Origin of the sequence: Bradyrhizobium sp. BLXBL-03 (assembly GCF_051853015.1) — a bacterium.
Taxonomy (GTDB): Bacteria; Pseudomonadota; Alphaproteobacteria; order Rhizobiales; family Xanthobacteraceae; genus Bradyrhizobium; species Bradyrhizobium manausense.
The window spans coordinates 6,149,546-6,171,825 of record NZ_CP182470.1; the positions used below are offsets into that span (position 1 = coordinate 6,149,546).

A 22,280-nucleotide genomic window follows, 5' to 3' on the forward strand; every position below is an offset into this window, starting at 1 on the left:
CGTCATCCCGGGGCGCGCATTAGCGCGAACCCGGGATCTCGCGCCGCACCGTCGAGATTCCGGGTTCTCGCTTCGCGAGCCCCGGAATGACCGAGGTTAACCCGCCATCCGGTACGTCCCACCAATCACGGGATCGCCATCCGTCGCGACGATGCCGCGTGCGACGAGGTCTTCCAGATGCGCCAGCACGGAATAGCCGGCGGCCGTCGTCAGCCTGGGATCGATGCCGATATAGATCGCGCGCACCATGGACGGGATATCGGTCTCGCCCTTGGCGAGGCGGTGCAGGATCGAGGCCTCACGCGCCTTGCGGTGACGGATCAGGAAGCGCACGAAGCGTTGCCCCTCCGGGATCTCCGGGCCGTGGCCGGAGAAATACAGATCCTCCTCGCGCGCAGCGAGCCGGTCGAGCGAGTCCATGTAGTCGATCATCGAGCCGTCGGGCGGCGCCACGATGGAGGTCGACCAGCCCATCACGTGATCGCCGACGAAGTTGAATTTTCGCTCGGGCCAGGCAAAGGCGAGATGATTGGCGGTGTGGCCGGGCGTCGCCACGGCCTCGAGCCGCCAGCCGGCGCCTTCGACGACGTCACCATGGGCGATCCTGATATCGGGCACGAAGTCGCGATCTGATCCGGATTCCGGGTTGTGCTTCTCGCTCTCGAAGCGCGGGCGCGAGGCGCGATGCGGACCCTCGGCATAGACAGGCGCGCCGGTCGCCTGCTTGATCCGCGCCGTGTTCGGCGAGTGGTCGCGGTGGGTGTGGGTGACGAAGATGTGGCTCACCGTCTCGCCGCGCACGGCATCGAGCAGGGCGGCCGCATGGGCCTCATCATCAGGACCGGGATCGATGATCGCGACGTTGTCCGTGCCGACGATGTAGCTGACGGTGCCGGTGAAGGTGAACGGACTCGGATTGTCACACAGCACCCGCCGCACGCCGGGGCGGACTTCCTCGACGACGCCGGCCTTCAGCGGAAAGTTGCGGTTGAACGGGACGTCGTCATTGTCGGACATGGCTTCTTCTTTGTTCTTTGACGTCATTCCGGGATGGCCCGTCAGGGCCAGACCCGGAATCTCGATGGAACAGGAATGATGCGGCCCGAGATTCCGGGTTCCCACTTCGCGCGCCCCGGAATGACGGATGCCCAATCAGAAAAACGCCTGGATGCCCGTGATGGCGCGGCCCAGGATCAGGGCGTGGACGTCGTGGGTGCCCTCGTAGGTGTTGACCGTCTCGAGGTTATGGACGTGACGCATCACGTGGAATTCGGCCGAGATGCCGTTGCCGCCGTGCATGTCGCGGGCGACGCGGGCGATGTCGAGCGCCTTGCCGCAATTGTTGCGCTTCATGATCGAGATCATCTCGGGCGCGAACTTGCCCTCGTCCATCAGACGGCCGACGCGAAGCGAACCCTGCAGGCCGAGCGCGATCTCGGTCTCCATGTCGGCGAGCTTCTTCTGCACCAGCTGGGTCGCGGCAAGCGGCCTGCCGAACTGCTTGCGGTCGAGCGTGTATTGGCGGGCGCGATGCATGCAGTCTTCGGCGGCGCCGAGCGCGCCCCAGGAGATGCCATAGCGGGCGCGGTTGAGGCAGCCAAACGGTCCCTTGAGGCCGGAGACGTTGGGCAGCAGCGCACTTTCAGGAACCACGACGCCGTCCATCACGACCTCGCCGGTGATGGAGGCGCGCAAGCTCAGCTTGCTGCCGATCTTTGGCGCGGAGAGGCCTTTCATGCCCTTCTCGAGCACGAAGCCGCGGATCTGGTTGTCGTGCTCGGCCGACTTGGCCCAGATCACGAACACGTCCGCGATCGGCGCGTTCGAGATCCACATCTTGCTGCCGGTCAGGCGATAACCGTCCGAGACCTTCTCGGCGCGGGTCTTCATGCCGGCCGGGTCGGAGCCGGCGTCAGGCTCGGTCAGGCCGAAGCAGCCGACCCACTCGCCGCTGGCAAGCTTCGGCAGGTACTTCTTGCGCTGGTTCTCGTCGCCATAGGCGTAGATCGGGTACATCACCAGCGACGACTGCACCGAGTTCATCGAGCGATAGCCGGAATCGACCCGCTCGATCTCGCGCGCGACGAGGCCGTAAGCCACGTAGCTCGCATTGGCGCAGCCATACTCCTCGGGCAGCGTGATGCCGATCAGGCCGAGTTCGCCCATCTCGTTGAAGATCTCGCGATCGGTCTTCTCTTCCAGATAGGCCTTGGTGACGCGTGGCAGCAGCTTGTCCTGGGCGTAGGCGCGCGCCGTGTCGCGCACCATGCGCTCGTCTTCGGTGAGCTGCTCGTCGAGCAGGAACGGATCGTCCCACTGGAAGGAAGCCGCAGCCGGCTTGTCCTTGGTCTGAGGGCGCACGCTCATGAAACGTCCTTTCGCATCTGGTTCCGTCTAGAAATTGCCCGACAAACTAAAGCGCCGGCGCCACAAGTGCAATTGCGTTGGCGTCAGCTTTCGAGCTGCTCGTTGGCGACGATCTCGATGCCGAAGCCGGAGAGGCCCTTGTAGTCGTGCACCGACGAGGTGAGATGGCGGATCGAGGTGACGCCGAGATCACGCAGGATCTGCGCGCCGACGCCGACCTCGCGCCACTGGCGGTTGCGGTCAGCCTCCGTCGACGTCTCATCCGGCAGCGGCGAGACGGGAACGCCGGCCGCGCCATCGCGCAAGTACACCAGCACACCGCGGCCTGATTTCTTGAAGTGCTCGAGCACGACAGCCATGCGCTTGTGGCCGGTAAAGGTGTCCTTGACGATGTTCGGCTTGTGGAAGCGCGTCAGCACGTTCTTGCCGTCGCCGACGCCGTTGTAAACGAATGCAACGTGGGCGATGGAATCGAACGGCGAGCGGTAGGCATAGCCCTGAAGCGGGCCGATCGGGCTTTCGGTCGTGAAGGTCGACACGCGCTCGATCAGCTTTTCGCGCGCCTGCCGGTAGGCGATCATGTCGGCGATGGTGACGTGCTTCAGCTTGTGCCTGGCGGCGAACTGGGCGACCTGCTCGCCCTTCATCACGCTGCCGTCGTCGTTCATCAATTCGCTGATGACGCCGACCGGCGGAAGGCCCGAGAGCTTGCAGAGATCGACCGCGGCCTCGGTATGGCCGGAGCGCAGCAGCACGCCGCCGTCCTTGGCGATCAGCGGGAAGATGTGGCCCGGGCGGGCGAAGTCGTTGGCGCCGACATTGGGATTGGCGAGCGCACGGCAGCAGGAGGCGCGCTCCTCGGCCGAGATGCCGGTGCCGCCGTCGGGCTTGTAGTCGATCGAGACCGTAAAGGCGGTGGTGTGCGCGGAATCGTTGTGGGCGACCATCGGATCGAGCCGCAGCCGGCGCGCATCGTCGGGGGTAATGGGCGCGCAGACGATGCCGGAGGTGTGACGGATGATGAAGGCCATCTTTTCCGCCGTGCAGAATGAGGCGGCGACGATCAGATCGCCCTCGCCCTCGCGGTCCTCGTCGTCGGTCACGACGACGAGCTCGCCCCGGGCAAAGGCCTGCAAAACTTCCTGAACGGTATCGGGCATTTCCCAATCTCTTAATGGTGTGGGCGGGAGGCTTAGCCGGACTCCGATCCATGCGCTAGTGCCCCGGCCGCAACCGCACATGCGCCCGTGCCGGCCTTGAGCCTTGTACCGGCGGATACCAGCCATATAGGCGTGGCGGGGGCGCGCGAAAGGTGTCCGAGCCCTCCCCTGACCAGACCCGCTCCGCGCCTGATAGAGCTGTGCAATCCCCGGCAATAGGGTAGTCAGGATCGTGGCTGCCGGGCAAACTACGCCAAGGGTGACAAGGGTGAAACGGGCAATGCACCAGATGAGATTCCTCGCTCCACTCCTCGCGGGCCTCTTGTGCCCCCTCGTCCTGGTCACGCCGGCGCTCGCACAGAGCAAGGTCGAGATCGAGCAGACCTTCGCCGGCTCGCTCACAGCGATGCCGAAGGAGGAGCTCGCCATCTCCGGTGGCTTCTATGTGCCGGCCTATTCCAGCCTGGCGATGAGCCAGGGCAAGCTGCGGGTCGACTTCTCGGTGACGCTGAGCGTCCACAACGCCTCGGAGACGCAAGCACTGGTGGTCAGGCGCATCGCCTATTTCGACACCGCCGGGAAACAGGTCGAGAGCTATCTGAAGGCGCCGGTCGCGGTGAAGCCGCTCGCCACCATCTCGATCGTCATTCCGACCGACGATGTGCGCGGCGGGACCGGAGCCAATTTCATCGTCGACTGGGCCGCCACGGGCGAGATCGCCGAGCCTGTCGTCGAGGCCTTGATGGTTGGCGGCGTCGCCAATGCGCATTACGCTTTCATCAGCCAGGGGCGTCCGACCAGGACGGTGGGCAAGAAGTAACGCGGCCGCTGCTTCGAGCGAGTTCCGTCGCGACCACAGGCCGAAAACACGAAAACAACCCCATGCACAGTAGCCGCATCAGTGAAATCAACGCCCTGTTCGCAGACGCGATCATGATGCGGATTTTACGAATTTTGTTTGACGCGTCGGGCAAAACACTGGCATGATGTCATCATCGAAACCGCGGCGCCCGGGCGGCACCACGCCGGCCTGCCCAATATAAACATCGCTCAATAAAAACAACGCTCAATAAAAAACAACGAGGAACCCCCATGACGTCCAGCTTTGACTTCGCGCCCCTGTTTGCCGCAGGGCTGCCGGCCCCTTCTGCGCGCTGGACGGGCCTTGCCAAATACAGCTTTGTCGGCGGCAACAACGATTCCGAGCAGCTGCCGCTCGACGAGTTGATCGAGGCGGCCGATCAAGCCTTGCGACGCGAGGGCCGCTCGCTTGCGACCTACGGGCTCGCGCACGGCCCTCAGGGTTACGTGCCCCTGCGCGAATTCCTGGTGACAAAGCTGAAGCGCGATGCCGGCATCGTCTGCACGGTCGACGATCTCATGATCGTCTCGGGCTCGCTGCAGGCGCTCGACCTCGTCAACAACACGCTGCTGACGCGCGGCGACACGGTGATCGTCGAGCAGGAGACCTATCAGGGGGCGTTGCAGCGGCTGACGCGGCTCGGCGTCAACACCGTCGGCATTCCCCTCGACGACGACGGCATGCGGATGGATGTGCTGGCCTCGACGCTGGCCGACCTCAGGAGCCGCGGCATCCGGCCGAAATACATCTACACCATCCCGACCGTGCAGAACCCGACCGGCAGCATCATGCCGGAGAGCCGCCGCGCCGAGCTCTTGCGCCTGTCGGCCGAATATGGCGTGCCTGTCTTCGAGGACGATTGCTATGCCGACCTGGTCTGGTCCGGAGAGCGCCCGCCGGCGATCTATGCGATGAGCCGGAACGGCGGGGTGATCCATATCGGCTCGTTCTCGAAGTCGATCGCGCCGGCGCTGCGCGTCGGCTTCATCGTGGCGCCCTGGGATGTGATGTCGCGGATGCTGGCGCTGAAGACGGATGCCGGCTCCGGCGCGCTGGAGCAGATGGTGCTCGCCAGCTATTGCAAGCCGCATTTCGCCAGCCACGTGCCGGCGCTGTCCAAGGCGCTGCGCACCAAGCTCGACACGCTGATGGAAGCCCTCAACGAGCAGTTCGGGACCGCGGCCGAGTTCAGGGAGCCCAAAGGCGGCATCTTCCTGTGGGTGAAGCTGCCCGACCAGGTCGATACGCTCAAGCTCTATCAGGCTGCCCTTGCTGCCGGCGTCTCGATCAATCCGGGCCCGGAATGGTCGACCAACAAGGGCTATTCAAGCTCGCGCCTGCGGCTATGCTTTGCGAGTCCGTCGCATCAGCAGATTCGCGAGGGCGTCGCCGTGCTGGCCGAAATCTGCCGCAAGGAGTTCGGCGTGCCGGCCCGCAGCGCCAATGTGGAGAAGCGGGCCTGAAGTCAGGCCGCCTGAGGCTGGCTGCCGTGGATCGCGGAGGCCAGCCGCAGCAACAGGACGATCGAGACGTTGCCCTTGCCGGCCTCGATCTGGGCGATGTAGCGCTCCGAAATCCCGGAGCGTCGGGCCAGCTCCCGGCGCGACAGCTCGCAGCGGGCGCGGGACGACTTCAGGCGCTCGCCCAGCTCCGCCAGAAACGCGGTCTCGGAACTAGGCGGCGCGGCACAGCTCCCCGGCAGCACCTCACCCGCGAAATCCATGACTTGATTCAGCATCGCTCTCACCACGCATCGCCTTCGGGAGCGTCATCTTACCCCGTCAGCGCCGAGCCTCATTGACGCGGATCAAATGCGCGCGCGATCGGGGCCTGCCGTGGACGATCGCGGCGGGGATGCTAGACTTTGCCTGGAATTATTCGAGGCGGGGCCTTTCGGGACATGATGCGTCATTTGAGTCGCTGGACCAGCGCGGCGGTGCTTTGGGTTGCGTTCAGTTCGCTCGCGCGTGCCGAGACGCTCGCGGCGACGATCGAGCAATGGGGCTTGCTCGGGTCATGGGCGGTCGACTGCGCTATCAGGCCCGACCGCGACAAGGGCGCGGTGCTGACTTACGAAATCCGGAAGGACGGCCGCGTGATGTACCGGCGCAATTTCGGTGACGTCAAGGATGAGAACGAGGTGGTGTCCGCCTCCGTCAACGCCGAGGGCCTGCTCAACCTGATGGTCTACTTCGCATCGTTGCACCAGACGCGCGAATTCGGATTGCTGCATGCGAATGACGGCAGCCTGCGCGCGATCTATAATCGCAGCGATCGGGGCGAATACACCATCAAGGATGGCAAATACGTGAAGACTGGCGCGCCGACGCTTCCACAGCAACGCTGCACACAGCCATCGTCCTGATCCTGAACATCCATTCAGAATTCTCTTCCCGTTTCGCCGGAACGTTCATGCGGATGCGCGGTTTAGATTTGCATTCGATTGGAGGAGGACATCATGAAGAAGCTTGGTTATGTCGTTGCCGCTCTGGGTGCGCTCGCGGTTGCGGCGCCGACGCTGGCAAGTGCTGAGACCGTGATCATCAAGCACGGCCATCACGGCCCGTACGGCGCCCGCGCCGAATTCCGCGAGCATCGCGACTATGGCTGGCATCGCGGCTGGCGCCATCACGACCGCGTCGTGGTGATCAAGCATCGCCATCATCACTGGGACTAATGCGCAACGCAACCGGAAATGGCCCCTCGCGGGGCCATTTCCATGCGTTCTGCGCCCTCTCCCTTGCAAGGCGAGACGGGCGAGAGGCATCTCTCCGCAAGTCCGAAATCGTAGGGTGGGCAAAGGCGCATTTGCGCCGTGCCCACGGCTAGGAGGTGGGCACGCTTCCGCCTTCGCTCTTCGAGCTACGGCGGACAAATCGCTTTGCCCACGCTACGATACTTCGCGAGCCCATCAATCCCACTGCGGCGCGAAGCCCGGATTGACGCAGCGCTTGTCCTTCGGCAGCGCGGCGATCTTCTTGCGATCGGCATCATCCAGCTTGATCTTCAGCGCATCCAGATTGGCCTGCTGGCTCTCGCGGCGTGACGCCTTCGGGATCGCGGCAACGCCGTCCTGGTCGAGCAGCCATTTCAATGCGACCTGTGCCGCGCTCGCGTTGTGCTTCGCGCCGATCTCGGCGAGGACCGGATCCGAAGCAAAGCGCCCCTGCGCCAGCGGGCAATAGCCGACCAGCGGGATAGACTTCGCCCTGAGATAGGCCAGCAGCTTCGATTGATCCAGCATCGCGTGATATTCGACCTGGTTGCAGGCGATCGGCGCCTTGATGTCCTCGACCGCGATCTTGAGCAATGCCGTAGTGAAATTGGCAACGCCGATCGCCCGCGTCCGTCCCTCCTCTTTCAGCTTCATCAAGGTCTCGAACACCGCGCCCCAGTTCGCCGATCTCGACGGCCAGTGCACGAGGTAGAGGTCGACATGATCGAGCCTGAGCTTTGCCAGGCTGGCGTCGAAGGCGCGGCGGATCGCATCCGGGCTGAGATTCTCGTGCCAGACCTTGGTCGTGACATGCAGCTCGCCGCGCGGCACGGAGCTAGCGGCGAGCGCGGCGCCGATGGCCTCCTCGTTGGCGTACATTTCGGCGGTGTCGATGTGGCGATAGCCGATCGACAGCGCGCTCTCGACCGCTTCGCGGCAGACATCGCCCTGCATGCGGAAGGTGCCGAGGCCGAGCTTGGGCATGCTGATGCCCCGTGTTTTCAGATGGTCCATGGAACAGGCTCCCTGAGATATTGCAGCCCGCCGGATGCAGGCAGCGATGCCGCGTGAGCAGACTCTTCGGTGATGGAAAAGAGGTGGCGGGAGCGGGCATGATAGCGCGGCAGGCGCGGGGCGGCCAATCAAGATCGGGTTAGGGTTTGGAGGCGTCTTTCCGGGGCGTCCGCAGGGCGAACTCCGGTGCGCGTTTGCGCACCTGAGAATCTCGAGATTCCGGGTTCGATGCTGCGCATCGCCCCGGAATGACAGTGCCTCACGAATGCTGCGCCACGACCGCCGGGCGCGGCTGCGGTTGCGGCACGATATCGACTGACCAGAGGTCGCGGTTGTCGACGTCCTTCAGGGTCACCGTCATCACGCCGCTGGTGCCGTCGATGTCGACGCGGCCGAAGAACTGCAAGCCGAAGCAGGGTGCGAGATTCTCGCCCTGAGCCTCGCTGCAGCCGTTCCGGTACATTGCGACCGGGCCGAAGGTGTTGTCGAGTTCGCCCGGGCCCCAGGTGCCGGCGTGGAGCGGGCCAGAGACGAACTCCCAGAACGGCTCGAAATCCCTAAACTGCGCCCTGTTCGGATCGTAGAAGTGCGCCGCGGTGTAGTGCATGTCGGCGGTGAGCCAGACGATGTTGCGAACGCCGGCGCGCTTGATCGAGGCCAGGAGATCAGCGATCTCGTGCTCGCGCCGATCAGGGGGGCCGTCGCCGAGCGCGACGGCGTCGAGGCTGACCAGCCCTATCGGCAAATCGGCCGCGATCACCTTCCAGGTCGCGCGCGAGGCGGCGAGCTCGCGCTTCAGCCAGGCGAGCTGCCCGGCGCCGAGAATCCAGCCACGGTGATCATCGCCCTTGTTCCAGCTGTCGTCGCGATAGCTGCGCATGTCGATCATGAAGATGTCGAGCAGCGGGCCGTAAGCGATCTTGCGATAGACCCGGCCCTGCCGCGCGCCGATGTCCCGGATCGGCATGAAGTCGAAGAAGGCACGGCGGGCGCGTGCGACCAGGCGCGGCGTGCCGTCGTCTTCAAAGCCGGCCTCGTCATAGCTGCCGGCCGGCGACCAATCGTTGGTGACCTCGTGATCGTCCCATTGCGCGAACATCGGCACCGCGGCGTGGAAGGCGCGGAAGTGCTGGTCGAGATGGTTGTATTTGTAGTTGCCGCGGAACTGCGCCAGGGTGTGTGCGACCTCCGATTTCTCCTCGGTCACGACGTTGCGCCAGATCTCGCCGTTCGGCAGCTTCTGCTCGGAGGGAATCGTGCAGTCGGCATAAATGTGGTCGCCGGAGTGGATGAAGAAATCCGGTCTATTGTCCAGCATGGTGCGGTAGCTGCGATAGCCGCCGCGCGAAAGGTCGATGCCCCAGCCCTGCCCCGCGACGTCGCCGGACCACAGGAACGAGATCGACCGGCCTGCGGCTGGCGCCGTGCGAAAATGACCGAGGCGGCTTTCGCCTGTCATGCCGGTCGCGATGTCGTCGAAGCTGACGCGATAGAAGATGTCCTGCCCGGCCGGCAGATTGTCGAGCTGCAGTTTTGCCGTGAAGTCTGCGTCCGGCAGCGCATCACGTGACGCTGACGCGTTGATGGTCGTGAAACTCTCGACGGTCGAGCACTCCACCTGCATCCGCGCCGGCCGATCGGCGCGGGCCCAGATCACGGCCGAGCCGTTCGACACATCGCCCGACTGAATGCCACCTGCGATGTGCGGACGATCAGCGGCGCGGCTGATGCGGGGCGTTGCGAGCGAGGCGATGGCGAGAGAGGATGTGGAGCGAACCAGGAATTGCCGCCGGGTCCATGCGCGCGCGGCGCGGTGCGTTGCCATCAAGGAAACCTTCGTCGAATCGCGACGGAAGGTGCCTGCGTCGTTTGACGGCCGGCTTACGGTTTGTTGACTCCGGGCCTACGGTTTTGCGACGCGCAGGTGACGGGCGATGTGCGACCGTGGCTTCTTGGCGACTGCCAGAGCAAGCGCCTCGTCCTTCGAGACGACCGCTTCCAGCGGTCTCCTCAGGATGAGGCTAAGCAGCATTGCCCCCGCTTAAGTTGCAGCCGCGTACTCCGCCCTCATCCTGAGGGCCCGCCATCGGCGGGCGTCTCGAAGGATGGGCTGCAAGCGAGATGAAGCGGCTGTTCTTAATGCTTCCAGTTGCAGATGCCGCCGGAACGGCACGGCCAGGTCTGGATGCGGGTGTCCATCGCCTGCGCGTCGAGCGGATTGGCGTGACGGTGCGCGAGCCTGGTGCGGGCTGCGCCGCGCGGCTGGGTGCTCCTGGTGTGAGCGATCTCGGTGTGAGCGATCTTGGTCTCAGCCATCTTGGGCTCGGAGACGTGCACGCGTTCGGCCGCGACCTTCTTCGGTACGTCGACTGGTTCGGCGCGGGCCTGCGCCTCGTTGCCGCCCTTCGCTTCCATCGCGACTGGAGCGAAATGCGTCTCTGGCCCGAGCCGCTTCGGCGACAGCACTGCCTTGGAGAGATCGAGACCGAGATATTCGTCAGGCTTGTAATCGTCAGCGCGCGCGATACCGCCCACTGCGAGCACGAGGGCAATGGCAACCACACTGGGAATGCTTTTCAGGACCACGGACGCCTCCTGAAATTGATTGGTTAAGGAGTAATTTACTCCTATCTAGGAGGCGCGGCGTGCATTTCCAGCGGCCAAATGTAACAGTGGTTAAGAAGTTTGGCGGTGTCAGGCGACCTTTCGCGTCGCACCCGTCCCATCCAGGAACCCGATCAGCCTGTTACGAATGATTTGTTCCGCCTCAGTCATGATGCGATCGATGAGTTCCTTGCAGCTGGGGATGTCGTGGATGAGGCCCGCGACCATGCCGCAGCTCCAGGCGCCGGCATCCATCTGCCCCTCCAGCATGATCCTGGGATAGACGCCCGCGACCTGGTCGTGGATGTCGTCGATCGTGAGCTTGTCGCCCCTGGCGTGCTCGATCTCGAGCAGGCGCTCGACATTGGCGTTCTTCAAGACGCGCTCGGTGTTGCGCAAGGCTCGCATGATCAGGCGGGTGTCGAGCTCGGTCGCCGCGACCAGCGCGTTCTTCACGTTCTGATGCACCGGCGCTTCCTTGGTGGCGATGAAACGCGTGCCCATGTTCATGCCTGATGCGCCCAGCGCCAGCGCCGCGACGAGGCTGCGGCCGTCGGCCATGCCGCCGGAGGCGACGAACGGAATGTTCAACTCCTCCGCAGCGCGCGGCAGCAGGATCATGTTGGGAATGTCGTCCTCGCCGGGATGGCCGCCGCACTCGAAGCCGTCGACGCTGACGGCGTCGCAGCCGATGCGCTCGGCCTTCAGCGAATGACGCACCGAGGTGCATTTGTGGATCACCTTGATGCCCGCCGCCTTCAGCGCCGGCATGTATGCTTCCGGGCTGCGGCCCGCGGTCTCCACCGCCTTGATGCCGCCTTCGACGATGGCGGCGATGTATTCCGGATAAGGCGGGGCCGAGAAAGCCGGCAGGAAGGTGAGGTTCACGCCGAACGGCTTGTCCGTCATGTCGCGGCAGCGGGCGATCTCCCTGGCCAGCAGCTCCGGCGTCTTCTGGGTGAGGCCGGTGATGATGCCAAGGCCTCCGGCATTGGAGACGGCAGCGGCAAGCTCGGCAAAGCCGACGAAATGCATGCCGCCCTGGATGATGGGATGCTCGATGCCGAACAGTTCGGTGATCGCGGTCTTCACTTCATTCTCCTCCCCGGAATTTGGCCTGATCTTGCGTTCAGTCTAGCCGGACTTTTGCGCCGCGGTCACCATGTCTCGCCGAAGGGGCGGATCTCCATTTCGAAGGTCCAGGCGCTCTTCGGCTGCTGATAAAGCTGCCAATAGGACCCGGCGACGGCCGACGGAGGCATCAGCAGGTCGGGATTGTCGAGCGCGTTGGGGCCGAGCGCCTCGAGCCGGCGCTGCCGCACCCATTCGGTGTCGACGCCGGCATCGATGATGAGATGGGCGACGTGGATCTTCTTCGGCCCGAGCTCGCGCGCCATCGCCTGCGCCACGGCGCGCAAGCCAAACTTGGCGCTGGCAAAGGCGGCAAAGCCGCTGCCGCCGCGCAAGGACGCGGTCGCGCCGGTGAAGAAGATATTGCCGCCACCGCGCGGCAGCATCAGCCGCGCCGCTTCGCGGCCGGCGAGGAAACCGGAATAGCAGGCCATCTCCCACACTTTCCGGAACACGCGCTCGGTGGTGTCGAGGATCGGGAAGTTGACGTTGGCGCCGACATTGAAGATGCAGACCTCCAGCGGCGCATGCTTGTCGGCGTCGTTGAGGAAGGAGATGACCTCCTCCTCCTTGCGGGCGTCCAGCGACCGCGCGTGGATTTCGCCGCCGGCGGCCTCGATGTCCTTCACCAGCGGCGCGAGCTTGTCGCCGTTGCGCCGGCCCGCGTAGATCGAGAAGCCTTCGGCTGCGAATTTCTTGGCAATCTCGGCGCCGATGAAATCGCCGGCCCCGATCACGGCCGCGGTCGCGTTTCGCCTGGACATCGTCGCCTCCTCCGCTGAGAGCATGATTGGGACCGGAGGCTATAGTTCTAAAATAGAACTGTCAAACTTGCGATCCGAATGCTAGCTTCGAGCCGAAATAGCCTTGTTCATTCAAAGTCAGTTCCTTTTTCTGACTGACTAGATCCGTGCCGGAGACGGGATCATGAAATGGGATACGCTGGATGAGGAGCCCTGCTCGCTCTCCCGCACCGTCGCCGTGGTCGGCGACCGCTGGACGCTGCTGATCCTGCGCGAATGCTTTTTGCGGGTGCGACGCTTCGATGCGTTTCAGTCGTCGCTGCAGATCACGCGGCATCTCTTGTCGGAGCGGCTGAAGAAGCTGGTCCGCTTCGGCATCCTGCGCCGCGTCCCCTATTCCGAAGCGCCCAAGCGCTACGAATACATCCTGACGCAGAAGGGCCTCGACCTCTATCCGGTCATCATGGCGATGGTGCATTGGGGCGACACCCACATGGGCGACGAGCGCGGCCGCCCGCTGCTGCACGAGCACAAGAGCTGCGGCAAGCTGTTCGACCCGGTGATGGTGTGCTCGGAATGCGGCGATGTGCTGCATGCCAAGCAGGTTCATGTGCATGCGGGGCCGGGGCGGAAGGAAGCGGTGGGGTGAGTTCTGTCTCACGACATCGTCATTGCGAGGAGCTCGTGACAAAATTGCGAAGCAATTTTGCACTGTAGCGACGAAGCAATCCAGAGTCTTTCCGCGGAGCGATTCTGGATTGCTTCGCTGCGCTCGCAATGACGGATGGTGCCTAATGCCCCCGCGCGGGCGCGCCGAGATTGATCGGGCGCAGCACGGCGGCAATCGGGATCATCAGCACGGCGATGATCGCGAGCGTCCAGAACACGTCGATATAGGCGAGGAAATCGACCTGCTGCTGCAAGGTCCTGCCGACCCAGGCGACCGCCTGCGAGGCGGCATCGCTCGCGTTCGAGCCCTGGGCCTGGAAGTAGCGCGTCACCGCCTCGATGGTCTGCTGGTAGCCGAGGTCGGATGGCGCGGCATGCTCGATCAGGCGGCTCTGATGGAATTGCTGGCGCTGCGCAAGAATCGTTTGCGCCAGCGCGACGCCCATGGAGCCGCCGATATTGCGGGCGACATTGATCAGCGCCGAGGCCTGGTTGGTCTTGTCGGGCGGCACGCCGTCATATGAAGCCGTCGTCACCGGCAGAAACAGGAAGGGAAGGCCGATCGCGAGGAAGATGCGAGCCAGCGCCGCGTAGCCGTAGGTGATGTCGCCGTTGAGCCCGGTCAGATGCCACATCGAGAACGCGACGACCGCGGCGCCGAACATGATGAGATATTTGGGCTGCACCGTACTGACGAGCCTGCCAACCACGGGCATCAGCAACAATGTTGCGATACCGCCGGGCGACAACGCGAGACCAGCCAGCATCGCCGTGTAGTTCAGCTCGGTCTGAAGCAGTTGCGGCAGAATCTGCGTGGTCGAGATCAGCACCGCGCCGGTGCCGAGCATGACCAGGAAGCAGGCGGCGAACTGCCGCCGACCGAGCAGGCGGATGTCGACGATCGGATCCTCGCGCGTCAGCTCCCACGGGATAAGCGCGAGCAGCGAGGCCGCCGCGAGCACCGCGAAAAGCACGATCATATTCGAGCCGAACCAGTCGTTGCGCTGGCCTTCGTCGAGCACGAATTCGAGCGAGCCGAGCCCGATCGCGACCAGGGCAAAGCCGATATAGTCGACGCGCAGGCCCTTCGCGAGCAGCTTCGCCCGCTCCTCCTCCGCGCCTGACGGCTCCTTGACCAGCGTGCCGACCAGGAACAGCGAGAGCAGTCCCATCGGCACGTTGATCAGGAACACCCAGTGCCAGCTATAGGTATCGGTGATCCAGCCGCCGAGCGTCGGGCCGACCACCGGCGCGACGACCACGGCGACGCCATAGATCGCAAAGGCCTGGCCCCGTTTCTGCGGCGGGAAGGAATCGGCGAGGATCGCCTGCTCGCTGGTGGCCATGCCGCCGCCGCCGAGACCTTGCAGGATGCGGAACAGCACCAGTGCCTGCAAATTCCACGCGAAGCCGCACAACAAGGACGCCACCGAGAAGGTCGCCACGCAAAACATGTAGAAGCGCTTGCGGCCGATCACGGTCGACAGCCAGCCCGAGATCGACAGCACGATGGCATTGGCGACGAGATAGCTGGTGATGACGTAGGTGCTCTCGTCGATGCCGACCGCGAGCCCGCCGGCAATGTGGCGCAACGCGACATTGGCGATGGTGGTGTCGAGCACCTCCATGAAGGTCGCGATCGAGACCACGAAGGCGATGAGATAAGGATTGTGCCCGCCGGCCGCCGAGCGCTCCGGCGACCAGGCACCAGTGGACGCGCCGTCCTGCGTTGAGTCCGTCATCGCACCCTGGTCCAGGGCACGACCGACATGCCCGGGCCGACAGGCAGGTCGGCCGGCCAACCGTCGACCACGATCTTCACCGGCACGCGCTGCACCACCTTGACGTAATTGCCGGTGGCATTCTCCGCCGGCAGCAGGCTGAAGGCGGTGCCGGAGCCCGGCTGCACGGAATCGACATGGCCGCTCAGCTTGCGCCCGGGATAAGCGTCGATGCGGATCTCGACCGGCTGGCCCGGCCGCATGTCGGCAAGTTGAGTCTCCTTGTAATTGGCGACGATCCAGACATCGTCGGGGACGAACATCATCAGGCTCTGGCCTGCGGTAACGAACGTGCCCTTGGCGCCGGAGAGCTTGACGACGCGGCCGGATTGCGCCGCAACGACGCCGGTGTATTGCAGGTTCAGCCTGGCCTGATCGAGCTGCGCCTGCGACTGCTCGAGTTGCGCCTTGGCGCCTTCCAGCTGGGCTTGCAGACTCTTGATGCCGACCTGCGCCGCGATCACCGCCGTCTTCGCGCGCTCCGTGTTGGCCTGTTGGGCCTGAAGATCGGAGCGGGTCTGCTGCTGACGCTGCACGGTGCCGGCGCCCTTCTCGACGAGATCTTGTGCGCGGTTGAACTCCTCCTGCGCGAACTGAAGCTGGGCCTGCGCCTGCTCGAGCTGCGCCTGGGCCTGCTTGATCTGCTCCTGTTGGGAATCGATCTGCGCCGCGACATTGCTGATGTTGGCCTTGGAGACCTCGACCTGGGCCTCGGCCTGGTCGACGGCGATGCGATAATCGCGCTCGTCGATCCTGGCGAGGAGATCGCCGGCATTGACATGCTGGTTGTCGGTCACAGGGATATCGGTGACGTAGCCGCCGACCTTCGGGGCCACGGAAAAGCTGCGGGCGGCGACGAATGCATCATCGGTGGATTCATAGTGGCGGACCTGGAGCCAGTAGAGCAGACCGCCGACCAACGCTGCGATCAGCACGATGGCGCCGACGGTTGCGAGCAGCCAGTGCTCGGCGATCCGCTCGCGCAGCGTCGGAGTTTGGTCCGGCTTGGCCGACTGCTCCTTGCTCTCGTGCTTTGGATCAGGCGAAGTCTTTGGAGCTTCCGCCTTCTGCGGCTGCTCCGCCGACGGGCCACGCTCCCGGATTTGAGCATCCACGGCGAACACCTCGATCGGGGTTTTTGCTGCGGCAGAGGCTCGCCTTGCGCGCACGCCGGAACCTAACCGCAGCGCTGGGGCATGGTTCCGGCTGCCGGAAGCACCGCCGTCAATCGTGAACGCATTGCGCAAGAAAGAAGCGCGGCACCGGCGGTACCGCGCTTCATTCATTGCCTGCGCACGAGATCAGTGCGTTTTGGTCTCCTGCCATTTCTCCAGATCGGCCTTCTTGTCGCCGGACCTCTGCTCCTTCTCCGGATTGCCCTTCCAGGGCTTGTCCGTCTGGGCGTGCGATCCCCAGTCGTTCTGCTGCCTGGGATCGTCGGTGGGCTTTTCCTTGCTCATCGGGTCTGCCTTTGTCTGCAACGAGCTTTAAGCGAATGGAACGCCATAATAGGCATTGACGCCGCGCATCGCGGCGTCATCACCCCAGTTCCAGTCGCTGCGCTCGCCATATTTCGGCGCGCCTTCGAGCGCCTTCGCGGTGATTCCGGTGACATAGCCGCCGAGCTCGGTGTCGTATTTCAGCGACTGCCAGGGCAACGGATAGTGATCGTTGCCGATCCCCAGGAATCCGCCGAAGCCGAGCACGGCGTAGGACACCTTGCCGCTGATCTTGTCGATCATCACGCGTTCGATCGAACCGATCCGGTTGCGGTCGGCGCCGTAGACCGATGTTCCCTCGACCTTGTCGCTGCCGATCAGACGGCCCATCTCGCTGCGGTCCAGCTCGCCTTGATTCAACATGTCTGTTCTCCACTCAGCCAGTGTGGGGACCAACGAGCGCCAAGGGGCGATCGTTCCAGAGGGCACCTGCGCCCTGACAGGAACATCACCGCAGGCGCGCTGTTCTTGATTGTCCAGCCAAGGAAACCGGGAGCCGCCCGCGATGTCTCAGACCGTCTCCGACTTCGTCGTCCAGCGTCTGCATCAATGGGGCGTGCGTCACATCTTCGGTTACCCCGGCGACGGCATCAATGGCGTGTTCGGCGCCCTGAACCGGGCGGAGGCCAAGGCCGAGACCAGGATCGGCTTTGTGCAGGCCCGCCACGAGGAGATGGCGGCGTTCATGGCATCGGCCTATGCGAAATTCTGCGGCGAGCTTGGCGTCTGTATCGCAACGTCGGGCCCCGGCGCCTCGCATCTCATCACCGGGCTCTATGACGCGCTGCTCGACCACCAGCCCGTGCTGGCGATTGTCGGCCAGCAGGCGCGAAACGCGCTCGGTGGCAGCTATCAGCAGGAACTCGATCTCGTTTCGATGTTCAAGGACGTTGCCGGCGCTTATGTCGCGCAGGCCTCCTCGCCCGCTCAAGTGCGGCACCTGATCGACCGCGCGGTACGGATCGCGCTCGCACGCCGGGCCCCGACGGCCATCATCCTGCCCAACGACCTGCAGGAAGAGCCCTATGAAGGGCCTCCACGCGCGCACGGCACGCTGCATTCCGGCGTCGGCTACAGCGGTCCACGAATGATGCCGCGCGAGGCCGAGCTCGATCATGCCGCCGAAGTTCTCAACGCCGGCAAGAAAGTCGCGATGCTGGTCGGTGCCGGCGCGCTGCACGCCACTGACGAAGTGATTGCAGTCGCCGACCGCCTGTCGGCCGGCTGCGCCAAGGCGCTGCTCGGCAAGGCGGCGCTGCCGGACGACCTGCCATGGGTGACGGGCTCGATCGGCCTGCTCGGCACCGAGCCGAGCTACAACATGATGATGGAATGCGACACGCTGCTGATGGTCGGCTCCGCGTTCCCTTACGCGGAATTCCTTCCCAAGGAAGGCGCCGCGCGCGGCGTGCAGATCGACATCGACGCCGGCATGACGTCGATCCGTTTCCCCATGGAGGTCAGCCTGGTCGGCGATGCGGCCGAGACGTTGCGGAGCCTGCTGCCGCGGCTCGCTCCCAAGAGCGACGGCGCCTGGCGGCAGTCGATCGCGGATGACGTCGCCAAATGGTGGACAACGCTGGACGACCGGGCGCATCAGCCCGCCGCGCCGATCAATCCGCAGCTCGTCGCCTGGGAATTGTCGCCGCGCCTGCCCGAGAACGCCATCATCACCAGCGATTCCGGCTCCTGCGCCAACTGGTTTGCGCGCGATCTGAAAATACGACGCGGCATGATGGCCTCGCTCTCCGGCGGCCTCGCCTCGATGGGCGCCGCTGTGCCTTATGCGCTGGCGGCGAAATATGCCCATCCTGACCGCCCCGTGATCGCATTGGTCGGCGACGGCGCCATGCAGATGAACAACATGGCCGAATTGATCACGGCCGCCAAATACTGGCGATCCTGGCGCGATCCGCGCTTGGTCGTCTGCGTCTTCAACAACGAGGACCTCAACCAGGTCACCTGGGAGCAGCGCATCATCAATGGCGACCCCAAATTCGAGGCCTCCCAGCGCATCCCCGACGTGCCCTATTCGCGCTTCGCCGAGATGATCGGCCTCACCGGCATCTTCGTCGACAGCCCGCAGCTGCTCGGCTCGGCCTGGGAACAGGCGCTGGCAAGCGAGAAGCCCGTGGTCCTGGAGGTGAAGACCGATCCCGAGGTGCCGCCGCTGCCACCGCACATCACCTTGCAGCAGGCGAAGAACTTCTCGCTCGCCTTGATGAAGGGCGATCCCAACGAGAGCAGCGTGATCAAGGGCGCGGCGCGGCAGGTGCTTGAATCGATCCTGCCTGGAAAGGAATGAGGTGAACCATGAGCGACTTTCGTGACATTCAGCATGGCGTCAACGATCCCGTCCACGGCGTCGACGTGAAGCGTCAGATCAACACCAACCAGACGCCGCACGAGCGGGCGCAGCGTCATGCGGACGTGCGAGCCGAACCGTCGGCCTCGCCGTCCGAGCCGTTCCTGCCCGAGCGGCTGCGGCGGAAGCCGACCGATCCGATCAATCCCCGCACCGGCCGTCACCCCACGGATTAGGAACCTCGGTCCCGAAGCCGTGTTGATCGCCGGAAAGACCGGCGGGGCAAGTGCCGCGCCGCTCATCAGAGGGACCGGACCATGAAACGTACCGTCATCGCCATTGCCTGCGTGCTGCTTGCAGGCCCAGCTCTCGCCCAGTCGCTTGGCGAGAAGACCGGCGTCAATTCGGCGCTCGGCGTCGCGCCTGCGACCGCCGATTTCGTCAAGGAGGTCGCCATCAGCGACATGTTCGAGATCGAGTCGAGCAAGCTCGCCGAGCAAAAAGGCAATGCGCAGGAGAAAAGCTTTGCGCAGCAAATGGTCACCGACCACACCAAGACCAGCAGCGAGCTGAAGGGCCTCGTCGGCAACGGCAAGGTCCAGGCGACGTTGCCGACCGCGCTCGACAGCTCGCACCAGAGCAAGCTCGACAAGCTCAAGAGTGCCTCGGGCAAGGATTTCAGCACGGACTACAACTCCTACCAGGTCAGCGCCCACGAGGACGCGGTCTCGCTTTTTGAGCGTTACGCCAAGGGCGGCGACAATTCCGAGCTGAAGGATTGGGCGGGTAAGACGCTGCCCGTGCTCAGGCACCACCTCGACATGGCCAAGGAGCTCGGCAAAGCACCGAGCGTTGGGCAGTCGAAGTAGAAGCCTTCGTGAGGACGCCGGTGGCCCCCGGCGTCCATCGTTCTGCAACAATGCCAGCCTCCGCGCATTGAGATCGCGAATGTGGAGGCCCTCATGGCACATCAAGACAAGACTTCAGTGTCCCGCCGGCACGTCGTCCGCGCGGCGAGCGCCACGCTCGCTGCGGCTTCGCTGGCGTCGTCGACCGCGCAAGGAAACGCTGACATGAACGCTGACATGGCCGAGCAACACCTGATCGATCCCGTCACCCGCTATCCCAAGCCGCCCTTCAAGAAGCAATCGCAACCCTGGCCCGGCCTCGCCGGCAAGATGGAGCCGCGGCCGGATCACGGCGAGAGCAGCTACAAAGGCTCCGGCCGCCTCAAGGGCCGCAAGGCGCTGATCACCGGCGGCGATTCCGGCATGGGCCGGGCGGCCGCGATCGCCTATGCGCGCGAAGGCGCCGACGTCGCCATCAACTATCTGCCCGCGGAGGAGCCGGACGCGCAGGAGGTGATCGCATTGATCAAGAAGGAAGGTCGCAACGGCCTCGCCATTCCCGGCGATCTCAAGGACGAAGCTTTCTGCAAGAAGCTGGTGGACGAGGCCGTCCAGGGCCTCGGCGGGCTCGACATCATCGTCAACAACGCCGCCCGGCAGCAGACGCGCGCCTCCATCCTCGACGTCTCGTCGGAGGATTTCGACGCGACCATGAAAACCAACATCTACGCGCCGTTCTGGATCATCAAGGCGGCGCTGCCGCATCTCAAGCCCGGCTCCTGCATCATCGGCACGACATCCGAGCAGGCCTACGATCCCTCGCCGGATCTCTACGACTACGCGCAGACCAAGGCCGCGACGATGAGCTATGTGAAGTCCCTGGCCAAGCAGCTCGCCTCGAAGGGCATTCGCGTCAACGGCGTTGCGCCGGGACCGATCTGGACGCCGCTCCAGGTCTCCGGCGGCGCCACCATGGAGAAGCTGGAAAAGTTCGGCGGCATGACGCCGCTTGGCCGTCCCGGCCAACCCGCCGAGCTGGCTTCGATCTACGTGCAGCTTGCCGCGGCCGATGCGAGTTACGCGACCGGCCAGGTCTATGGCTCCGCGGGTGGATCGGGCCAGCCGTGAAGGAACCGTCGGGCAGGAATATCCGTTGTCACACGAGCGTAACGCAACTGTCATGATGATTAGCTCGTTCATAACGGATCGATGGCCCTCTTCACTGTAGAACCAACACGCGTCGACAATGCAATCGCCGACCAGATCGCAAGCCACACCAACTCGGAAGTGGAGCATGTAGCCCAGGCGCTGACCTGGGGAGCCGACGAGCACATCCTGTTAGGGCTTGCTGCGGCTGGATGGGTCTACGCCCAGCTGCGCGCGCCCAGGCAACGTCCTACCGCAAATCACATCTTGCTGGTGTCGCTGGTAACGGCCGCGCTACCGCATGTCCTGAAGTCCGTGTTCGATCAAACACGACCGGATCGGCTGACGGCACTCGGCCATTGCCGTGGCGTTCCCTTATCAGGGCGCCGGCGAGACGCATTTCCATCCGGCCACGCCGTTCACATGGGCGCCCTCGCCTCCGCCGCTGACCTGCTTCCGTCCGGGCCGCGGCGCATGGTTCGCGCTCTCGCCGTGGGTCTTTCGCTGACGCGCGTCGTCCTGCTTGCGCATTGGGTAAGCGATGTGCTGGCCGGTTTTACCTTGGGCATCGCCGTCGAACGCGTGTTACGGCCCCTTACGCTCGGCCGGTCGCGCAGCGTGCCCGGACACGGCGATGACTGAGTATCTCCTCCGCTTCATCGCCGGGGGCGCGATCGTATCGGCCTTCGCGATTCTCGGCGACATGTTGCGACCCAAGAGTTTCGCCGGGCTGCTCGCGGCGGCGCCGTCGGTGGCGCTGGCAACGCTCAGCATCGCCGTCGTTCAGCACGGCCCGCAATATGCTGCGGCGGAAAGCTGGACCATGATCTATGGCGCAGCAGCCCTCGCCTGCTTCAGCATCGCGGTTTGCCAGCTTCTGATGAGGTTTCGCTTCCGGGCGCTCGCTGCCACTCTCAGCGCCTCCGTCGTCTGGCTTGCGGTCGCCTTCGGCCTGCTCGCGGGCTTCGGAGGGACCATGTGATGCTTGTCAAGCTGTCATCATCGGCTCTGAAGCAAACACGCTGGTACGAGTACGGCATTCGCTTCGTGCTCGGCGGATTGGCGACCGTTTTCACCGGCCTCGTCAGCGCACGCTTTGGCGTCGCCATCGGCGGGCTCTTCCTCGCGCTCCCTGCCATCTTCTGCGCCAGCGCGACCCTGATCGAGAGCCACGAGCGCCGCGCCAAGGAAAAGGCCGGTCTTGCCGGACGGCGACGCGGGCAGCAGGCTGCGGCTCTCGATGCTGCGGGGGCTGGCCTCGGAAGCATTGGTCTTGCGGCGTTTGCCGCGACCTTCCACGCCCTGGTCACGGCGAGCGTGATCGGGGCATTCGCGGCTTCTATCCTGGTTTGGGCTGCCGTCTCTGTGGCGGCGTGGTGGCTGAGGCGAAAGCTTCGCATCACCTCACGTCACGCAGACTGAACGCTGAGGGCGA

At 64.5% G+C, this 22,280-nt stretch carries 26 protein-coding genes; 12 read left to right on the forward strand and 14 right to left on the reverse strand.

Annotated elements, in window-relative coordinates:
- Nucleotides 1-96: 96 nt before the first annotated feature.
- The 3 genes from ACNJX9_RS29395 to ribB all read right to left on the reverse strand — a co-directional run bounded on the left by ACNJX9_RS29395 (nt 97) and on the right by ribB (nt 3,527).
- On the reverse strand, nt 97-1,017 hold the full coding sequence (locus ACNJX9_RS29395) for an MBL fold metallo-hydrolase (RefSeq protein WP_439405469.1): 921 nt from the start codon (nt 1,015-1,017) through the stop codon (nt 97-99).
- A gap of 135 nt (nt 1,018-1,152) precedes the next feature.
- Complete coding sequence (locus ACNJX9_RS29400) at nt 1,153-2,367, reverse strand: acyl-CoA dehydrogenase (protein WP_057753629.1); 1,215 nt, start codon at nt 2,365-2,367, stop codon at nt 1,153-1,155.
- A gap of 83 nt (nt 2,368-2,450) precedes the next feature.
- Nucleotides 2,451-3,527 (reverse strand): 3,4-dihydroxy-2-butanone-4-phosphate synthase, encoded by a 1,077-nt coding sequence (gene ribB, locus ACNJX9_RS29405; protein WP_057753632.1) that lies wholly within the window; start codon nt 3,525-3,527, stop codon nt 2,451-2,453.
- Nucleotides 3,528-3,816: 289 nt separating this feature from the next.
- Between ribB and ACNJX9_RS29410 the strand changes: the two genes are divergently transcribed.
- Both ACNJX9_RS29410 and ACNJX9_RS29415 read left to right on the forward strand, forming a co-directional pair.
- Nucleotides 3,817-4,347 (forward strand): DUF3124 domain-containing protein, encoded by a 531-nt coding sequence (locus ACNJX9_RS29410; RefSeq protein ID WP_439410147.1) that lies wholly within the window; start codon nt 3,817-3,819, stop codon nt 4,345-4,347.
- Between the two features lie 272 nt (nt 4,348-4,619).
- Nucleotides 4,620-5,852 carry a PLP-dependent aminotransferase family protein gene (locus ACNJX9_RS29415; protein WP_439405470.1) on the forward strand — a complete coding sequence of 411 codons (1,233 nt, stop codon included), beginning with the start codon at nt 4,620-4,622 and terminating at the stop codon, nt 5,850-5,852.
- 2 nt (nt 5,853-5,854) lie between these two features.
- Here the strand turns inward: ACNJX9_RS29415 and ACNJX9_RS29420 are convergent, their stop codons facing one another.
- On the reverse strand, nt 5,855-6,127 hold the full coding sequence (locus ACNJX9_RS29420; RefSeq protein ID WP_271601668.1) for a helix-turn-helix domain-containing protein: 273 nt from the start codon (nt 6,125-6,127) through the stop codon (nt 5,855-5,857).
- 162 nt (nt 6,128-6,289) lie between these two features.
- Between ACNJX9_RS29420 and ACNJX9_RS29425 the strand changes: the two genes are divergently transcribed.
- Both ACNJX9_RS29425 and ACNJX9_RS29430 read left to right on the forward strand, forming a co-directional pair.
- Nucleotides 6,290-6,754, forward strand: a complete 465-nt coding sequence (locus ACNJX9_RS29425) for a hypothetical protein (RefSeq protein ID WP_439405471.1) — start codon at nt 6,290-6,292, stop codon at nt 6,752-6,754.
- Between the two features lie 93 nt (nt 6,755-6,847).
- Nucleotides 6,848-7,066, forward strand: a complete 219-nt coding sequence (locus tag ACNJX9_RS29430; RefSeq protein ID WP_439405473.1) for a hypothetical protein — start codon at nt 6,848-6,850, stop codon at nt 7,064-7,066.
- 234 nt (nt 7,067-7,300) lie between these two features.
- Here the strand turns inward: ACNJX9_RS29430 and ACNJX9_RS29435 are convergent, their stop codons facing one another.
- The 6 genes from ACNJX9_RS29435 to ACNJX9_RS29460 form a co-directional block, all read right to left on the reverse strand.
- On the reverse strand, nt 7,301-8,119 hold the full coding sequence (locus ACNJX9_RS29435; protein ID WP_439405474.1) for an aldo/keto reductase: 819 nt from the start codon (nt 8,117-8,119) through the stop codon (nt 7,301-7,303).
- Between the two features lie 259 nt (nt 8,120-8,378).
- Nucleotides 8,379-9,944 (reverse strand): alkaline phosphatase D family protein, encoded by a 1,566-nt coding sequence (locus ACNJX9_RS29440; protein WP_439405475.1) that lies wholly within the window; start codon nt 9,942-9,944, stop codon nt 8,379-8,381.
- Between the two features lie 78 nt (nt 9,945-10,022).
- Nucleotides 10,023-10,151, reverse strand: a complete 129-nt coding sequence (locus ACNJX9_RS29445) for a hypothetical protein (protein ID WP_439405476.1) — start codon at nt 10,149-10,151, stop codon at nt 10,023-10,025.
- A 104-nt stretch (nt 10,152-10,255) separates the two neighbouring features.
- Nucleotides 10,256-10,705 carry a hypothetical protein gene (locus tag ACNJX9_RS29450; RefSeq protein ID WP_439405477.1) on the reverse strand — a complete coding sequence of 150 codons (450 nt, stop codon included), beginning with the start codon at nt 10,703-10,705 and terminating at the stop codon, nt 10,256-10,258.
- Between the two features lie 108 nt (nt 10,706-10,813).
- Complete coding sequence (locus tag ACNJX9_RS29455; protein WP_057753661.1) at nt 10,814-11,815, reverse strand: NAD(P)H-dependent flavin oxidoreductase; 1,002 nt, start codon at nt 11,813-11,815, stop codon at nt 10,814-10,816.
- Between the two features lie 65 nt (nt 11,816-11,880).
- Nucleotides 11,881-12,618, reverse strand: coding sequence for an SDR family oxidoreductase (locus tag ACNJX9_RS29460; protein ID WP_439405478.1), 738 nt, complete (start codon nt 12,616-12,618; stop codon nt 11,881-11,883).
- Between the two features lie 163 nt (nt 12,619-12,781).
- On the opposite strand from ACNJX9_RS29460, the gene ACNJX9_RS29465 reads away from it, so the two are divergent.
- Nucleotides 12,782-13,246 (forward strand): winged helix-turn-helix transcriptional regulator, encoded by a 465-nt coding sequence (locus ACNJX9_RS29465; RefSeq protein ID WP_439405479.1) that lies wholly within the window; start codon nt 12,782-12,784, stop codon nt 13,244-13,246.
- A gap of 142 nt (nt 13,247-13,388) precedes the next feature.
- On the opposite strand, the gene ACNJX9_RS29470 is transcribed toward ACNJX9_RS29465, so the two are convergent.
- The 4 genes from ACNJX9_RS29470 to ACNJX9_RS29485 form a co-directional block, all read right to left on the reverse strand.
- Nucleotides 13,389-15,008 (reverse strand): DHA2 family efflux MFS transporter permease subunit, encoded by a 1,620-nt coding sequence (locus ACNJX9_RS29470; protein WP_439405480.1) that lies wholly within the window; start codon nt 15,006-15,008, stop codon nt 13,389-13,391.
- Nucleotides 15,005-16,162: an HlyD family secretion protein gene (locus tag ACNJX9_RS29475; RefSeq protein WP_439405481.1), complete on the reverse strand. Its 1,158-nt coding sequence runs from the start codon at nt 16,160-16,162 to the stop codon at nt 15,005-15,007. The genes ACNJX9_RS29470 and ACNJX9_RS29475 overlap by 4 nt, the downstream gene beginning before the upstream one ends.
- Before the next feature lie 186 nt (nt 16,163-16,348).
- On the reverse strand, nt 16,349-16,507 hold the full coding sequence (locus ACNJX9_RS29480) for a hypothetical protein (protein WP_439405482.1): 159 nt from the start codon (nt 16,505-16,507) through the stop codon (nt 16,349-16,351).
- 27 nt (nt 16,508-16,534) lie between these two features.
- Nucleotides 16,535-16,909, reverse strand: coding sequence for a PRC-barrel domain-containing protein (locus ACNJX9_RS29485; protein ID WP_057753670.1), 375 nt, complete (start codon nt 16,907-16,909; stop codon nt 16,535-16,537).
- A gap of 142 nt (nt 16,910-17,051) precedes the next feature.
- Here ACNJX9_RS29485 and ACNJX9_RS29490 point away from each other — a divergent pair, with 142 nt between their 5' ends.
- The 7 genes from ACNJX9_RS29490 to ACNJX9_RS29520 all read left to right on the forward strand — a co-directional run bounded on the left by ACNJX9_RS29490 (nt 17,052) and on the right by ACNJX9_RS29520 (nt 22,267).
- Complete coding sequence (locus ACNJX9_RS29490) at nt 17,052-18,851, forward strand: thiamine pyrophosphate-requiring protein (protein WP_439405483.1); 1,800 nt, start codon at nt 17,052-17,054, stop codon at nt 18,849-18,851.
- A gap of 8 nt (nt 18,852-18,859) precedes the next feature.
- Nucleotides 18,860-19,087 (forward strand): hypothetical protein, encoded by a 228-nt coding sequence (locus ACNJX9_RS29495; RefSeq protein WP_057753673.1) that lies wholly within the window; start codon nt 18,860-18,862, stop codon nt 19,085-19,087.
- Between the two features lie 81 nt (nt 19,088-19,168).
- Nucleotides 19,169-19,720, forward strand: coding sequence for a DUF4142 domain-containing protein (locus ACNJX9_RS29500; RefSeq protein WP_057753676.1), 552 nt, complete (start codon nt 19,169-19,171; stop codon nt 19,718-19,720).
- A gap of 216 nt (nt 19,721-19,936) precedes the next feature.
- Entirely contained in the window at nt 19,937-20,827 is an 891-nt protein-coding gene (locus ACNJX9_RS29505) for an SDR family oxidoreductase (RefSeq protein WP_205668269.1), read from the forward strand.
- Between the two features lie 81 nt (nt 20,828-20,908).
- Nucleotides 20,909-21,487 carry a phosphatase PAP2 family protein gene (locus ACNJX9_RS29510; protein WP_439405485.1) on the forward strand — a complete coding sequence of 193 codons (579 nt, stop codon included), beginning with the start codon at nt 20,909-20,911 and terminating at the stop codon, nt 21,485-21,487.
- Nucleotides 21,480-21,827, forward strand: a complete 348-nt coding sequence (locus tag ACNJX9_RS29515) for a DUF3147 family protein (RefSeq protein WP_057753685.1) — start codon at nt 21,480-21,482, stop codon at nt 21,825-21,827. Before ACNJX9_RS29510 ends, ACNJX9_RS29515 begins: the two co-directional genes overlap by 8 nt.
- The gene (locus ACNJX9_RS29520; RefSeq protein WP_439410148.1) at nt 21,827-22,267 is read left to right on the forward strand and encodes a hypothetical protein; all 441 of its coding nucleotides are present in this window, start codon (nt 21,827-21,829) and stop codon (nt 22,265-22,267) included. Before ACNJX9_RS29515 ends, ACNJX9_RS29520 begins: the two co-directional genes overlap by 1 nt.
- Nucleotides 22,268-22,280 lie beyond the last annotated feature (13 nt).